The following is a 16,761-nucleotide window of genomic DNA, read 5'->3' on the forward strand; positions in this document are numbered from 1 at the left end:
TAATAAGCTGCGAAGTCGGAGACGTTCGCAGAGCTTGCAACACTTCGAAGAGCGGGTAAATATATCTGGGTAAGGCTACACGGTGTGCTGTCTTGTTCTATTTATTTTTAAGAATTTTCTTAGTTAATGTGGTATTGTCATCAGTTATAATTTTAATTATGTATAATCCAGCGGAGAGCTCACTTATGTTTATTTCGTTAAAATTATTATTAAGCTTCTCATTTTTAAGAAGAACACCATTTAAATTGTATATGTATACATCATTATAAACAGAATTATTTGATGTTACCTGTAATAGTGTATTATCTATATTAAGATCAATTAATGTATCTGAATTATTTTTTGATATATTTTGAGGGATATCCGCATAAAATTTAATTACTGTTATACTTTCAGGATGGCAATAAACATTTATTGAATATTCATCGTTTATTAAACCGGTATTATGGATATTAAAAGCATTGTTATAATCCGTGTCATTCTCATCGTTTATGAATTTATATGTTTCATAAAATTTCATGTTAGATGGTATTTTTATAAAACGAGATTGACCACTTCCATACTTATTTACTAGTGCAACATTAATTCCACCATTTTGTGTTAATATTGCAAAGGGTTGAACTTTAAATGCATCCTTAGTCTGCACATGATTTTCGTATGCATTGTTTGTAAAATGTTCGACATTTTCTGTTAATGCATCTTCTTGTGTTCGGCATTCAACAATTGAATTGTTTTCTTTTAATTCTAAAATATCATGTATAAACCTCCAAGCATGATAAGTTGGTTTTTTTTCATTTATTGGATTGTTTCCAAATCCGCTACTAAAAACCCCAGAATTTCCTATTACATTCCATTTTAAAAGAACATCAATACCTCCTTGGAAAGCATGTAGTTGTGCTAAAGTTTGGTGTATTGCTCCAAAATGATCTCTGTTTGCGGGAAACGTAAGTCCGCTAGAACCGAAAACATTATACGAATCTACCATTAACTCTTTAGCGAATCCATTATTTTGATCTAAGGTAGAACTCGCCAATTCTTCAAATTGTATAGTTCTATTCAAAACTTCAAATCGTTTTTCTTCTTTAAGAATACCGTTATTTCCATTTCGTATATAGTCATTTGTTTTACCCAAAAAAATATTCATTGCAATAAAATCAAGATTATCATAACTGTTATTGTCTTTGTCGAATATTCTTTTTGCTAAGACAGATGTTTGAAACTTATGACCAGCAAACCCTCCAATTTTTATATGCCTCAGTTTGTCATAACCTTTAACCACTTGTGCTGCGTTAATGTATACTTCGGCAGCTTTATCATAAGTAAGTGCAAATTCTTCTTCGTTAGTGCAATTTGTTATGTTTATATCATCATACACGCATGGTTCATCAAAAATTATCAATCTAATGTTTTTATCTTTATATCTATTTGCTATGTTATAAATTACTTTTCGCCAAGTGCTCATAGTGTGTAATCCATTCATATAGTTATAATTCCACCAACCATAATCGAATTGACCATTTTCGTCTTGCCTGTAAACAAAGTCACCATTATCTTTATTATCTATATAATATTGCTGAAATGGAAACCAGGCTCTGTCAGGCATTATCTGTATAGCAGCAGTGTAACCTTTACTATTTAATAATTCTACATCTCTATCTAAAACCTCAAAATTATATTCTACTTGATTTGTGTTTGAATTAATAGGAGCAATGTCCTTAAGATGAACTTTAATCTGTACTAAATCAACCCCAATATCTTTCAAATTTGAATTAACAAAATCATTTTCATATGGATTTACAAATCCTCCTTCACTACCTCTATAATATTCTATACCATGAAATTTATTTGTAGCTGTGTTTAGTATAACTTCTTTATCTACTACTATATGATCCTGTGCTATCAGTAATACTGTACAAAAAATATTAGTTAATGAAGTTAGTATAAGTTTTTTCATTTCCCCTTTAGCTTTGTTGGTATAAATTTCTTAGAGCCGGTATTAATTAAACTTCCTGGCTAGTCATTTTGCCTTTTCAGCTAAATAAGCAAATCTTTTCAAAAATAATATACGGAATCCCGTAAAATCATAAAAAAGAAGATTAAGGCTGTTTTTACCGTTTTGGAAGAACCTCAGCAATGAGCAGCACATATTAGTATATTGATTACGTAACATAGATTGCGAAATATACGGATTACCGTAAACAGGTAGAAATCATTAACCGTATGTTTGCTCCTGACAATACAAAATGCACATCGCTATAATTTTATATAATATCTTGTATGTTAATCGTATATTGTGATGCGTATACGTTTTGGAAAAACAAGAAATAGGTTATGGTATTGCGTATATTTATGAGTTAGCAGCAATTATAATGAAAATTCAATAGAGTGTAACAAAAACTTTATTTAATCGTCTATTATAAAACTATCCTATGAAACAAATTACTTGTAGCATTCTAAACCTAATTCTTCTTATTACCCTTGTAGGATGTAAAAACCAAAAAAAATCAGGACAACAGAATTTAATTTCTCCTATTTCTGAAAATGTCTCTTTCAAAAACTCCAAAGACCATATTACCCTTAAAGGAAATTTATCTTTGCCAAATGAATCAGGAATTTTTCCCGCTGTTATTTTAATAAGTGGAAATGGAAAAAATAACAGAAATTCTGAATTTGGTGACCACAAACCTTTTTTAGACATTTCCAACTATTTGACGAAAAACGGTATTGCGGTGTTGAGATATGACAAAAGAGGTGTAGGCGAATCAGAGGGAGATTTTAATTCCGCAAATTCGTATGATTTTGCAGAAGATGTAAGTGCTGCCCTAGACTATCTTTTGAAGAGAAAAGAAATTCAAAAAAACAATATTGGCTTAATAGGTCACAGTGAAGGAGGTCTAATTGCACCTATTGTAGCTTCAAATTCATCAGATATAGCATTTATAGTTTCATTGGCAGGACCGAGTTTACCAGGAGATGAAATCCTACTAGACCAACAAAGAGCTCTAGCCAAAATAAGAGGAGTAAACAAAACTAAAATAGACCAATTACAGAAAGTAAATCAAGAGGCATTTGAACTTGTAAAGCAGAATAAAAACGATACTGTTTTGAAAGAAAAAATGGTAGCCTACATCCAAGAAATATCGAAAAACGACCCTGATAAACCAAAAGATATGAGCTATGAGGAGTATGTATCGGCACAAGTCAATTCAATATTAAGACCTTGGATGGTCAATTTCTTGAGATACAACCCAAAAGAGTACATAAAGAAAATAAAATGTCCTGTTCTTGCACTAAATGGCTTAAACGATTTGCAAGTTTTAGCAAAAGAAAATCTACCAATGTGGAAAAGCACATTAGTGGAATCAGGCAATAAAAATATAACCATTAAAGAACTCCCAAACTTAAATCACCAATTTCAGACTTGTGAAACAGGCTTGCCAGAAGAATATGAAACGTTAAATGAATCATTTTCACCTATCGTCTTAAGTGAAATGACTGAATGGATAAAAAAACAAGTAAAATAACAGCCGCTAACAGCACCTATAAGCCATGGCTTACGACTTATCCAATGGTAAATTACTTCCTATCTCATACGGATAAATGCCCGTAATTTAATAAAATTTCATTTTGCATCCACTTGGTCAGGAGTTTCCGGAACTCCTAAACCGGACATGTATAGTCTCTTAAAACCTTAGCGTGTAAAATATGTTTAGTATTTGTACGGTAATAAACAAAGCACAGCTTGTCCCCAAAAATATAAAAACAACAACAATGAGGGTTCCCGTAATAAAGCGCGGCAGTATGCCCTTATGTTTGTCCCTGAACTTTAAAAAACAAAACCATGCCAAAGTATTATGTAAACAAAAATGCCCAAGCCAACGGAGACCATGAAGTGCACAAGGAAAGCTGTCTTAGGTTACCTCTTGTAGAAAACAGAAAGGATCTGGGCTACCACTACGACTGCCATAGTGCCGTAAGAGAGGCCCGGAAACATTACGACCAGGTAAACGGATGTTTTCATTGCTCCGAAGCATGTCATACGGGATAAAACCACGGCTTTGAGTGGCCCATATTAGTTTTTATGCCCTTAATATAGGCTGCGAAGTCAGGGACATTCGTATAGCATATCACACTTCGAAGAGCGGGTAAGGCTACAAGACGAGGACTAGTTGAAGGCCTTAGCTGTTGCCAATAGTAATTTTATTGTTGTCTTTTTTATGCTGATAATAAATTAATATAAAGCCCACAATTAAACAAAACAAACTAAACATTAATTCTTGGCTTAAAATTTCTCCTAGTGATGGATGAAAAACCTCTTGTTTTTTCATTATAGGCGTTTGTTTGTTTCTAATGGCATTAAATGTGCGTATTTGGGCTTGAAGATTCAGAATTGTATGAATTAAAGACGGAATAAATAGATTTTTTGTTCTGTAAAAAATCCCACACATCAGTATTCCTATGCAAAAGGCATAAATCACCTGAAATGTGATTTCATTTATAAAATCAGGACTATGAATTAAGTTTATGTAGTGACCTATTCCAAATAAAAAAGAAGACATTATGGCTCCAATATATACTGATGAAAAGGGAGTAGTTAATTTTGTAAATAGGATACCTCTGAATAAAAACTCCTCGGTAAACCCAACCAAACAGAGTCCAAATAAGAATATAAAAAACTCAAGAGAAAAGGTATTTTCAAATTCTTTAAAGTTTGCTGCTATAATATACAATAAATAAACAGCAGGTATTAAAAATATCCTTTTGTCTTTTGTTGTCAAATATTTTTCTAGATTGAGGTTGTATAGTAAAAAGACTAAAAACAATAAAAGAGGAAGTAGTAAAATCAGGTTAGATAAATAACCTTGATATAGTACGGGTAATGAAAATTTTTCTAAAATTAAATTTAAAGGATTTTCTAGTAAAAGATATGCTGCATATCCAAAGAAAAGTAAAATTGAATGTTGAAATTTGAAGGTTTTGTTCATTATTATTGGCAACGGTTTACATGGGGTGGTCCCAAATACGTCATGAAGATGGGACCGATAATGTCAACGAGCTTTATTTCATTGTTTGTGTCAGGTACACTATTCCAAAAATCCAACCTGTATAGAGTATAGTATAAGTCAGCGAATAAATTGCTGAAATTCCAATGTCTCCCTTAGTTTCCGTTGATTTATTAAAAACAAACTTTAAAGCCCTGAAAAAAATCCAATACAACATGGCGAGGATTATAAAAATCGAAAACCAAAATACAGCTTCTAATACGACCAACAGGACAATAAAAAGTATCGTAACCCCAATCCAACATAAGATGGAAATGATCAACCCGCTCATTCCATCCCCGACCGAAACACCCGGTGTGTCAAAAGCGGGTGCTGTATGTCCGATAATATCCCCTTTTCTAAAATTCCTGAATTTTGGAAAATTGTCAATCAGTCCCATTCCTTTATAAAGCCCGTAAGTCATAAACAGGAAAAGGGTGGTTGCAATGATCCCTAATGATAAATACAGGTTTGAAGTCAAACTCCGGTTGTAATTTACTCCGGTTAAATAAACGGTCAGTATGGTAATCCCGATGACGATCAAGGAAACTACAAAAACTGATTTTCCCTTTAAATATGTCTGTTTAGCTTTCAGTTGTATGTGTTTTTGCTAGTTGGTAAGCGTTACAAATGCTTTTATATGTTAGATTCTCGTTTCCGCGGTGCTCAAACGAGGACCAGTTGGGAGCGGGGAATCGTATGGAACTTATCTACATTTTTAATGTTCAACCGAAGTCTCCCAACCATCATAATCGCCATTCAACTCCTTCGCTTTTTCCCAGAGTTGCAAAGTATAATCGTCTATTTCGTTATAGCCTACTTTGTCCACTCTTGAAACCTGGATAACAAATTCATAATCGGCTGTATCCAGCGATTTGTCTTTTCTTAATGTTTTATACCCCTGGCTTTTTGTAAAATTCTCAAACTGGTCGAGGTCACTTTGCGTTTTGAAATAGATCCAGTGAAAAACTTCTCTTTCTTTTGTTAGAGGATCTCCTTCTTTTTCTAATTGCTCCAGTACCCGTCGGTTTTGGATAATTTGCATTTGTTTGGGCAAAGGATATAAAAAGTCAAAATACTGACTCCATTCCTTGTCCGGTTGATGTCCGAAATCGAATTCAAAATCCGGGAAAGCGATCATGGTAGAAGAAACCTGCTTTTCCATTAAAATGGTGTTCTCTCCAAAGAAGTAGAGGTCCCTGTATCCGTCGGAAGTCAGGCGTCCTGCAAAGGTGTATTCCAGGTTGTTTTTATCCAATGCGTTTATGATCTCGTCTTCGATCTTCCATAGTTCGTTAGCATCTTCATTACTGGAAAGCCCGTCTTCTCTTGGATTGGGCATTTTTATAGAAACATAAACAACATTTTCCTGTCCTTTTATCGGTGCTACGTTTATCAGATTCAGGTCGGTGGCAATAGAAGCCGGTTTGTCATTTACGTTGGAGAAATAGAAAGTCCAATCGGGCTGGTATTCCGTTTTTGTCTCTTTTTGGCCAAATAGTTTACTTAAAAATCCCATAATAAGTATTAAGGTCAGTATATTTCGCATTCGCTTTGTTCAGTCTGTGGATTATACTCAAATATCATGTGACTAATCCCAAAATATTTTGTCCAGCTTTTCTTTTTTGTATGCTTTTGCATACTTTCTGGTCTTTGTTACTGGCAGAGTTGTCTGTTTGATTAGCGTTTTTCACCTTCCAATTGTTTTATGTCGCCAAACTGCAATTACGTTAGTGTCTGCATGATGTTCTTCAGGATTGTTTTCTAGAAGTCGTTTTTTAATGTCATAGGCTTTCGAAAAGGTATCAATGAGTCCTTTGTTATTTAAATCCCGGGCTAAAAATGTTTCATCAAAACCACCACAGTTCGTTAACGCACTAATGCTGAAATCCTGGTCTAACAAATCGTAACCTATAAATTCATAACCGTCAACTTTTATATTTTCACAATTCTTGTCCGGTTCTAAAACAACAGTCAGTAAGTTATACCGGTCTTTCGCTTTTAGCCTTTTAAATACATACTCAAGGGTTGTGAAAAATCCTGTTTGATAGTGTTCAACAAGATGAATGAACTTCCAATCTTCTGCATTGTCATAATCGGGTTCTACCAATATTTCATTCAGCATTCCATCAAGAGAAACGAGCTCCGTCAAATGAGTCAGTTTAGACCATTCCATATATTTCTTCCAGGGCATTCCGTCTTCGTCATAATTCTTGTCGTATGTACCTCTTGCGGTGTATAAGAATGTCATTTATTAATCCTGTTGTTTCGTTTTAGCTTACCGCTATTACATAAATATACACAATCCCTCTTTTCCGTGCTATGCATTCACTTATATTCCAGGGCAGGGCATGGTAAATGCCAAAATTAAATTCCTGCCCGGATACCAAAAAGGAAGTGAATAAAACTACGAATAGTAGATTTTTTTATCAATGTGCTTTCACTACGGCGTGCTGGATGTTTTTAGCATAGCCCTTTGTTTCCCCAAAGCATTTTTAAAATATGCTGAAGTTTCCTTATCCGTACAATAAATATAACACCCTTTCATTCCCCTGGTCATTAATGCTCTATAGGTGTTTTTTATAATTTCCCTTACAAGTGGTTTCCAGTAGTCGGGATTGTTCTTAATTCCGGATTTCCAGCCCCTGATGGTCCGGTCACCCTTATCCCTTGCTTTCGGATTTACTTTGACTTCTCCATCTCTTACCACAAGATCGTTACCAATAATAACACCAATATAATCCACATCCAGGCCCTGGGAAGTATGAATACATCCTATTTCGGTAATAGATTCGGGGTCTATAATCCATTTACCTCCGTAAGAAGTCATATTCCATCGCATGTTAAACCCAAATTCCTCCGCTTTAAAATCATAAGTGGCAGGATTCTTTTTACTGTCCCAGGGCCAGCAATACCCGGCTACCATTCGAGCCCGGTTATTTATTTTATTCTTTTCAAAAATAGCTTCCTGTAATTCTTTGGCGGTATCAAAAACTTTAAAGTCATAATCATAATCAGCGCTGAAATCATAATTTGCGGTCTCCCGGATCTCTAACATATGATCTACCCATGCCAGGTAGCCATCAGAGCCATTGCATCTAAACTGCGATTCCAGTGCCAGTTTATGAACGTTTATGCCCAATTGAGAAGCAATTCTTTCAATAGTGGCGATGTTCCCGTAATCATCTACAGAAACCTTTTGGTACTCGTCAATGAAGAAAACAGATGAAACCGACGAACGTAAGATTTCCTTAATCTGATTATCTCCCCGCTTTAAAAAGCCGGTCTTTTCCGTAAGCCTGTGCGCTTCGTCTACAATAAGGCATGAGATCATATTGGGCGGAGCAGAGATAAACGTACCGGAACCCACAAAAAGAGATTTTAGTTCCACCAGGTGCCTGGTGCCATTCAGCTTCTCGAAATACACCTCCCTGGGCGCAGAGGTTTTGGTGACGTACTGGCTCATTTTACCTCTTCGTACCAGCTCTATCAAAAGGTTTATGGCCACTACGGTTTTCCCCGTACCGGGCCCGCCTTCTACAATCAGTACATTTTTGTTGTTCTCATGAGAGTGCATGGCCAGTTGCAGGGCATTTTCATAAACTACCTTCTGGTCGTCGATCATGATAAACTCCTTTTGGCCTGCTACTATGTTTTTCAGACTATCGGCCAATGTTTTGGTGGGGCGCATCTTACCGTGGTCTATACGATGAAGTATCTTGCTCCTGTCCCCCTGTTTTATAATACGTTTGATGAATTCCCGGAACCGCAGGGCATCCGGTTTCAGAAACACGGGGGCTTTTTGCAGGTAATAGCTGTAAAATTCGTTCGTAATGGTAGTATCCGGCTTGTAATTGTGCAGATAAGCACAGGGGTAGAGCCTTATATCGTCCTGCTCTATGGTTTGGTTGAACGATTGTAACAAGGCTGCATACGACCACACCTGGTATGAAGGATGGCTGGTTTCACTTAATCCGCCCTGGTAACGGGTAACCACCAGCCCGTCCCTGTCTGTCAGATGTGCCTCCTTCCATTGCTTAAGCTCTATAATAATAACATTATCATGGGTGCCGTCAGAACCGCTTATAATAAAATCTACCCGCTTTGAAGTTTGCGGGATGTGATATTCTACCGAGATACCGCAGTCGTCCGGGATATCCTTGTCCTGCAAAATACGGTCCATATGGCCCAGGGAATTTTTAAAGGAGCGTAACTCGTTGGGGGCTATTTTTTTGCCTGTCTTTTCCTGGATGTGAGAAGCAATGATCTCGGCAATATTATTGGTGAGTACATCATTGCTAAAGTCTTCTTTAGTACGGTGGTAAACGATCATAGATCGGTATATTTTTTAGCAGTGCCCCTGGCTTTGTCTTCGGGGTATTTTTGGTTGTTTTTTTTAATCTTGTCCAGTACAATTTCTTTCACGTCAAAACCGTGTTTTTCGGCCATTAAAAAGGCAAAGGAAAATACATCGGCCAGCTCTTCCCGGAGCCTTTCTTTATCTACCAGCTCCGATTGTTCGATGGTTTTCCAGAGAAACAACTCGTTGAGCTCTGCGGCCTCGATGGCAATAGCCGTAGCCAGGTTCTTGGAATCGTGAAACTGCTGCCAGTCCCGGCGGTCCCTGAATTGTATAAGTGCTTCGGTGATTTCCTTGATGCTGTCCATTGAGTTGGGTTTTTACCTGTTAGCCCATAAAATAATTTATGGAAGCATTAAAGATACGGATAAAACTGTTTTTGGGCTAAGGCCCTCGTTTCCGCTAGGCTCAAACGAGGACCAGTTGGCCCTTCAACACTTCGTAGAGCAGGGAAACCGAAAACTTTGGTTTAGGCTATATCAGCCGCATTACATACTAATATTGTATGCTGTTATTTTTGATTTAATCTACGTCTTCTCATCATTCTTTCTAAAAATGACATTTCGCTATTGTATTTATTCATCCAATTGCTAATGTATTCCCTAAATTCATCAGTGGTCATTTTATTGTGTCGACCATCATAAGTTGAAGGTGTCAAGTTATATGTAGACCTTTTGCTAAAAATGACAAATGAACCTCTGAAAAATCTAGAAACATGTCTTGCCGTTTCAGGAATTTCATATCCCATTTCATTGTAGTCGTATCGATGCTCTACTAAATCATATTTGTCATACGTTCCAGGGTAAATTTCGGACACACTTTCTTTATCATGATTTTGTTCGTATGGTATTTTTCCGTCATCATTTTTGTAAACGCCTGATAATGCTAATTCATCGAGTTCTAATCTGAAATAGTTCCATTCTGCCTCAGTTCCGAAGGACTCAAATATTAGCCTTTTGGGTTTGACAATATCTGTTAGTCCTCCAAAATCTAGTTCTATACAATCTCTTTCAAAAGAAATTTTTGCACCTACCAAATCCAATCCTCCACCATCAGGAAAAAATAAATGGTTTAAATTATCGTAAGAACCTATCAAATTAAGAACTTTAATTATGTCCTCTTTGTTCTCCCATATGACTCTTTTAGGGAATGAGGTTGGAAAAAGTTTAGTTTGAATTTCAAACCATTGTTCTAAATTTTGTTCGTGAAAATCCTCATTTAATAATTTCCAGTTTTCAAGTTCATTAATGAATTGTTTCATTGTAGGTCTTTTATCTGGGTCGTTATCGGTTGAGCCTGTCAATAACTTGTCAATTGGACTAGTGTAATGAGAGTTGTAGAATTTTCTTAATTCTATGATTGAGTCAGTTGAGTATTGTCCATCAAAACCTTTTTGATTTTCTGTTAGTATAATCCAAAGTGTTTTCGCAAGTGAATAAACATCAGCTTTTAAGCTATCAGCAGATGACGATTCTCTTTTCATTTCGGGAGCCATTGTCCATTTAGCTCCAATTACTTCATTTATATGAGAAATGTCTTTTTTACTAGGAAAATCCACTAATCCAAAATCAGCAATACAAAACCTTGATTTATAGACTAAAATATTGGGTGGTTTTATATCTCGATGAGATATTTTTCTATCGTGTAGATTTTTTAAAGTTTTGGCTATTTCAATTATGGAATCAATTTTTTTCTCAATTGCTTGGCCTTTAAGAGCTTTTTCCGCACTACTGGCAACTGGCATAACAAAATATGGAATTTCAGTTCCATCTAGTTCTTTTGGTAAATTTTTATCAATAATTGGAATAATACCATCAATGTCAGAATTGGCTTCAACAACTTTTATTTCGTCCAGGAAACGATTATAGGATTTTTGTGTTAGTGTTTTAATCAGTTTTATAGCACCAATTTTTCCTTTAGAGTTTTCACATTGCCATACTTCTCCATTTCCACCACCACCTAAGTAGGAAACTAGAGTCCAATCGTTAAATTTTTGTCCTTTTTTAAATAGCTTTTTACTCATTCGGTTTTAATATTAGTGGTAGTTTTTTATTCCATTATTACAGTATGAATTTTACTAATAAGTTTTTCCATATCTTTTTTATACTCATCATCACTTTTGTTTAATGAATCTGGCCAAATTAATGCTACGGTATCCGCTAATGAAGGCGAATATGTATAAACATCTTCTTTTGTAACATTGTACCAGATTGGTATTACAACCTTTTCATTAAAAATCATTTCTCTTGTAAAAATAGAATTAAACTCTTTTTTGGTCCATCCTGGGTTTTTTAAAAACTCTGGTGTTAAGACCAAAATACACTTCTTAGCATTTTTAATACCGTCTTCGATAGATTCTCGAAGACTTTGTCCGACTTTTAATGAATACTCATCATACCAAACTGAACAAAGTCGTGAGCTGAGCCCAATTGCAAGAGGTTTCGCTATTGTTTCTTTATTTCTTGAATCGTGAGAGATAAATGCTAAAGGTTTTTCTTTTTTCATTCGAGTTTTAACGTATTCTTCACTTCGTATAGTCGCAAAGACCTTTTTTCCTTTACAGAATTTATCAAGTTTAATAATCTCATCCTTAGTTAATGAAGATTCCGTATAGAAATATAGTCTATGTGAAAATATATTTTCGTGAGTTCCTATTTGTAAATCGTTTTCATAACCTCCAATGCTTTCAACATCATTGGATTGCTCTATGTGGTTAGCAATATTTTCAAGGATATTACCAATTATCAATAACGTGTCTTTCCTTTCTGGTATATAAAAAGTTAATAAGCGACAAGAACTATCAAGGTTATGTCTTACTCTTCTTTTGATAATGACGGTTTCTGTCGATTGGATGTTTTTATCTGATTTATGAATAGTCATTGTTAAATCTGAGTCTAAACTCAAATCTGTAAAATCATTATTGAAATATTCTTTTAATGTCGGCATAACTTTAAATTACCATTAACTCGTTATATCAATTCGAATACAGCTATTTATTCCTTAAAATTCCGGGATAACAACACTTTTTTATCGCTTTTTTCTTCTTTTTGTGTGGCCTTTCCCACTTTGTAAAGTGGGGAAACATTCGAAGAGTTTTCAACATACGGGGGACCAGTTTGGAGCTCAAACGAGAACTAGTTGGGGCTCCGTTTTTGGAGAATTTCCGTATTTGGAGAACATGTCACTAAACCTCTTCCGTAAGGGGAGTTGGCCTTGGCCGTTGACCATACGATTGCGTACGTTTGTCTGGTTTTATAATTTCTGCATATTGGCTATATCTGTTTCCTTTAATATCTTCAAAATTGACATATATCCTTATTTCAAATGATATACTTCCAGCCTCGATCGGAATTTCATAGTGAAAGTCCATGGTATTGTTTTTGTCGAGTATTTTCTTATTCCAGGTTTTCTTGCCAGAATGAATTGAAGACTTTGAATTACATTCTATACTAATATTTTGAGCATCATTGTCTCTAACAATAACATTGTACTTAGTAAGGATATGATTTTTTTTATATTCGGGAGGATCACCTTGTATATCAAAACGAGGCATGAGTTCTCTTCTAAATTTGAAGTCCTCAATATCCATAAGTTTTTGTTGCATCTTCTGTACCTTCATCTGGGATTGTAACGTTTGGTATAGAAATACAGCCGTTACAAGCATAACTCCATAAATTATCCAATCATTTACTGTTCCCCATATTTCAGCACTGTATTTTTTATCCTCCGGTAAAAGTTCATTAGCAATATCTATTGACTTATAAATGATAATAGTAATTAACAAGGCAAATAGGAAGAGATATAAATTTGCATGTTTTGTCTTTTGGGGATTTTTACTTTTCATAAATATAAGTTTTAAATTAGGTACAAGTGCTTTATTCAACCACAAGTATGTATTTGTAGTGTATGAACCCAATCGTTTTAGTTGATTTTACATTAACCTTCACCCAATTTCCGGTCATTGCAAGAAATGTGAGTTTCTGACCTTTTGTTAGTTTTTCAATTACTGGATATGAGGTTCCTGGCCCGCTTCTCAAATTAAGTGTCTCTGTATTAACTATTAATGTTTTTAGATAATACTTCGAGAATGTGTCATTTGGTAAATAGTATATATTATTCTTTGAATAAGAACTATGGGAAGTAATAGAATTTAGATTCCGAAAGTTTGAATTGTTTGAACTTGAAGAGCCTGTCGAGTATTTTCTTTTGTAAGTTTGAGAATTATTATTGGAATAGGTCCTTTTTTGGGTTCTTCGATAATTTCCAGAGCATACTCCACATGAACCACCACTATTACAATGCTTACATCTACTACAATTTGTACAGGCCGAACAATAGGCCGAACCTGTACACCTAGCTTCGCTTCCCTCACAACAAGATGCAATCAATTTGTTGTCTTGTCCGAAAGAAAAAAAACTACCTGAAAATACAAAACCTATAAATAAAACTAACCCATATATGTTTTTTCTTCTATTCATTGCTTTGCCTACTTATTATTACATATAAATCTCTTAAGGACGAAGGGTTATAAATTAACTTCTTCCAAAGAAACAAAACAATCTTAAAACTATGTTACGGATTCCCGTAAATACAATCATTTTTCTCAAAAACCAACAAGAAGAACCATCCAAAACAAAGAATCTCATTCCGGGCAAAAGTAGGGGGGGAGTGTATTACTGCTTTACCAAAAAAGTCATCAATACGTCTATAAATATAGAAAAATATCAATAATATAATGGCAGGTTACGATTTTTTATACAATTCCTCAACCGCGGCTTTGAGTAGGCCATATTAGTTTTTATGCCCTTAATATAGACGGCGATGTCAGGGACATTCGCATAGCATATCACACTTCGGAGAGCGGGCCCCCTCAATATTTACTATATACACAGTTTATGAGATACTACATAGAATATCTAATTGATTAAGAATCCTTTCTTTGGAATCATTCCACTCATTTTTATTCATTTCGACCTTTGTTAAATGAGGATAAATATATTCAATTAACAATCTCATCATATTATGTATCTCTCGAGCTATAGCACCTTTAGAGGTCCTTTTTAAATCATCTGCTGATTTAGCTATAGCTTTCATATATTTTAAAGTCTCCATACTTTGATTGTCAATGTCAATTGATTTATCAAATAATTGAATTTCGGACGATTTTAATAGGTTTTTTATTGCTTGAATAAAAATGTTAATATTATTGGAAACCTCTATAGCTGTTTTCTGTGTTTGATTATCTATTTCCTTTACAATGGTTTCAACTATTTTTAATTCTTCACTTAACGTTTTATTTAATTCTACAACATTCTCACACTTACAGCCCTCCGTTGAGTATTTGGTAAGATACACTGGGAAATCGTTATTTAATGCCTTTTGAACCTGAAGTATCATAAACATTAGAGTTCCGTCTATAGTCAAACACTTATCGAAATTTGTGTTATTGTTTGCAATTGGATATCCTAAATCATCTATCCACGAATTTTTTAAAGTTTTCTTTAAATTTTCAATACGCTTAAGAAAATCTATCAATCTTACTTCTTCAAGTTCTTGCTGAATCAACTCTTTAATTTCATCAACATTGGTCAGAGTTATATTCGTATTTTTTGTACATCTGATAGCTCCGGATTGAAATCCACTTTCTGAAAATAAGAATCCTTTATCAACGCCCAAGTCTTTGGTTATTTCATAAAGTGTAAGTACTTTTTCTTTTGGTATTGAGTCCTTCCAATATTTACATTCACATATCCATGTCATTTCAATTCCAAACTTTTCCATCTTTACCCAAACATCTATAGCATGTTCACCTCTAGCGCCTACAGCTTTATAATTTGTATTGACTTTGGCTCCAATGCCTCGGAAAATATCAGCTACTAATTCTTGATATTCATACCAGTTCATATCTAAAAACTCTTTCTGACTTTTTATGTTTTTAAATTTTCCAATAATTCAAGTCTATTTAAGAAATACCCTAAATCTAAATTCCCTTCATTTCGTCCTCTGTGTATGTCTTCCAAAATATTCAAAAAACTATTATTCATTCCTATTATAGAATCTATCAAAAGTTTATTAGACCCAATATCACTATCGAATTCATAGAGTTTTTTTCGAGAATTTTTTGGTCTTAAAAAGTTGTGGTAAAAATTAACCAAATAAACTTCCAGTAATATTAATTCGGTTTCTGTATCATCATTTTTGTTTGCTATTACTGTCTTTAAATACTTTTCTTGGACTTGTGGAAGTGTGAGTTTTTTGTTTTTCATACTTTCATAAAATTCACTGTCCGTTATTTTAATGAAAGCTAAGAATAGAAATATATGAGGCACCACATAATTATTAGGATTGAAGCTGCGTAGTGCAACTCGTACGAGTCCAAATATCTTTTCTTGTTGTCTTAGGGGGATACTTCTATTTGTGAAAAGTAATTTAGATATGCTTAGAAAATATTCACTATCCTTTCGCAATTCACGATGTTTTAGTCTTTCGGGAACATTGAAAAATTCATTAAACCTGTAGTAATCAAACAAGTATTCGTGAAATACATCGGTATCAGGTTCGGGAATTGCGTATTCTAAATCAATAAATCTTCTTAAATATTCCTCAGAATCTATAAAATCGCTGCCGTAAACACCTTTTATCGCATTACCTAATTGAATTTTATCTATGGATAGAACAAATACGACATTTGGAACAGAAAAGAAATGTTTAATTTGTTCCAATATCGATACAGCATAATTTGGTCTGCATCTGTCTAATTCGTCCACTATAAATATTAATGGTTTCCCTTCGTTTGTATTTGCTATAAATTCCGATAGACTTTTTTTAAACCCTGATATACTCTTTTTCTTTTCTGCATATTCGTTTACCTCATTTTCAAAAACATCGGATAAGCCTTTAGTTAGACCTGTGATTGCTTCTTTAACACCTTTGGTGTCGATATATTTATCTGCAAGAGCTTGAGCAATAATCGGTGCAATATGCTTCGATAATGTTGCAGCTTTCTTAAGCGTTGACTTAAACTCTGGTTCTGTTGATTTTTTGGTCAATGTTTTTAATTCACCCATTAGTGCTGTTAATGGATTGTCTTCAAAATCATTTTCCCAGGCATTAAAATAGACTGTTTTATGTCCTTTATTTTTTAAATCCTGTTCCCACATTTTCACAAATGTGGTTTTCCCTGTTCCCCATTTGTTGTTTATTCCAAGAACAAAACCATAACTGTAAGAATTAACAATGTTTGTCAGGATATCTGCATACTTTTTTCTTTCGAGTTTGCAGTTTGCAAAAGGGGTTTCCTTTGGGATTTCTATTTCAAGATGCTTAATGTTCATTAAATATTTTAACATGCAGCTAACT

15 protein-coding genes are annotated in these 16,761 nt (G+C 34.4%); 2 read left to right on the top strand and 13 right to left on the bottom strand.

Translation table 11 applies throughout. The features are described 5' to 3' along the window. Nucleotides 1-97: 97 nt before the first annotated feature. Entirely contained in the window at nucleotides 98-1,954 is a 1,857-nt protein-coding gene (locus ACVBDY_RS05865) for a T9SS type A sorting domain-containing protein (protein WP_447174516.1), read from the bottom strand. A 475-nt stretch (nucleotides 1,955-2,429) separates the two neighbouring features. Between ACVBDY_RS05865 and ACVBDY_RS05870 the strand changes: the two genes are divergently transcribed. Together ACVBDY_RS05870 and ACVBDY_RS05875 are read left to right on the top strand one after the other, a co-directional pair. Next, a complete protein-coding gene (locus tag ACVBDY_RS05870; RefSeq protein ID WP_447174533.1) occupies nucleotides 2,430-3,524 on the top strand; it encodes an alpha/beta hydrolase family protein in 1,095 nt (364 codons plus the stop codon). A 317-nt stretch (nucleotides 3,525-3,841) separates the two neighbouring features. Beyond that, nucleotides 3,842-4,048 (top strand): hypothetical protein, encoded by a 207-nt coding sequence (locus tag ACVBDY_RS05875; RefSeq protein WP_447174534.1) that lies wholly within the window; start codon nucleotides 3,842-3,844, stop codon nucleotides 4,046-4,048. A 130-nt stretch (nucleotides 4,049-4,178) separates the two neighbouring features. On the opposite strand, the gene ACVBDY_RS05880 is transcribed toward ACVBDY_RS05875, so the two are convergent. The 12 genes from ACVBDY_RS05880 to ACVBDY_RS05935 all read right to left on the bottom strand — a co-directional run bounded on the left by ACVBDY_RS05880 (nucleotide 4,179) and on the right by ACVBDY_RS05935 (nucleotide 16,736). Then, entirely contained in the window at nucleotides 4,179-4,985 is an 807-nt protein-coding gene (locus tag ACVBDY_RS05880) for a CPBP family intramembrane glutamic endopeptidase (RefSeq protein ID WP_447174535.1), read from the bottom strand. A gap of 73 nt (nucleotides 4,986-5,058) precedes the next feature. After that, nucleotides 5,059-5,523 carry a hypothetical protein gene (locus ACVBDY_RS05885; RefSeq protein ID WP_447174536.1) on the bottom strand — a complete coding sequence of 155 codons (465 nt, stop codon included), beginning with the start codon at nucleotides 5,521-5,523 and terminating at the stop codon, nucleotides 5,059-5,061. Between the two features lie 237 nt (nucleotides 5,524-5,760). Continuing rightward, complete coding sequence (locus tag ACVBDY_RS05890) at nucleotides 5,761-6,591, bottom strand: DUF695 domain-containing protein (RefSeq protein ID WP_447174537.1); 831 nt, start codon at nucleotides 6,589-6,591, stop codon at nucleotides 5,761-5,763. A 141-nt stretch (nucleotides 6,592-6,732) separates the two neighbouring features. After that, complete coding sequence (locus ACVBDY_RS05895) at nucleotides 6,733-7,293, bottom strand: hypothetical protein (RefSeq protein WP_447174538.1); 561 nt, start codon at nucleotides 7,291-7,293, stop codon at nucleotides 6,733-6,735. Between the two features lie 192 nt (nucleotides 7,294-7,485). Continuing rightward, a complete protein-coding gene (locus ACVBDY_RS05900; RefSeq protein WP_447174539.1) occupies nucleotides 7,486-9,375 on the bottom strand; it encodes a DNA/RNA helicase domain-containing protein in 1,890 nt (629 codons plus the stop codon). Next, a complete protein-coding gene (locus ACVBDY_RS05905; RefSeq protein WP_447174540.1) occupies nucleotides 9,372-9,710 on the bottom strand; it encodes a MazG-like family protein in 339 nt (112 codons plus the stop codon). Before ACVBDY_RS05905 ends, ACVBDY_RS05900 begins: the two co-directional genes overlap by 4 nt. A gap of 203 nt (nucleotides 9,711-9,913) precedes the next feature. Next, entirely contained in the window at nucleotides 9,914-11,425 is a 1,512-nt protein-coding gene (locus ACVBDY_RS05910) for a protein kinase domain-containing protein (protein WP_447174541.1), read from the bottom strand. Nucleotides 11,426-11,451: 26 nt separating this feature from the next. Further along, the gene (locus tag ACVBDY_RS05915) at nucleotides 11,452-12,348 is read right to left on the bottom strand and encodes a toll/interleukin-1 receptor domain-containing protein (RefSeq protein WP_447174542.1); all 897 of its coding nucleotides are present in this window, start codon (nucleotides 12,346-12,348) and stop codon (nucleotides 11,452-11,454) included. 238 nt (nucleotides 12,349-12,586) lie between these two features. Further along, nucleotides 12,587-13,246, bottom strand: coding sequence for a hypothetical protein (locus tag ACVBDY_RS05920; protein WP_447174543.1), 660 nt, complete (start codon nucleotides 13,244-13,246; stop codon nucleotides 12,587-12,589). Between the two features lie 31 nt (nucleotides 13,247-13,277). After that, nucleotides 13,278-13,880, bottom strand: a complete 603-nt coding sequence (locus tag ACVBDY_RS05925) for an SH3 domain-containing protein (protein WP_447174544.1) — start codon at nucleotides 13,878-13,880, stop codon at nucleotides 13,278-13,280. A gap of 415 nt (nucleotides 13,881-14,295) precedes the next feature. Continuing rightward, a complete protein-coding gene (locus ACVBDY_RS05930; RefSeq protein ID WP_447174545.1) occupies nucleotides 14,296-15,306 on the bottom strand; it encodes a restriction endonuclease in 1,011 nt (336 codons plus the stop codon). A 23-nt stretch (nucleotides 15,307-15,329) separates the two neighbouring features. Continuing rightward, nucleotides 15,330-16,736: a KAP family P-loop NTPase fold protein gene (locus ACVBDY_RS05935; protein ID WP_447174546.1), complete on the bottom strand. Its 1,407-nt coding sequence runs from the start codon at nucleotides 16,734-16,736 to the stop codon at nucleotides 15,330-15,332. Nucleotides 16,737-16,761: the final 25 nt, after the last annotated feature.

This window comes from Sinomicrobium halophytocola, from assembly GCF_052983395.1.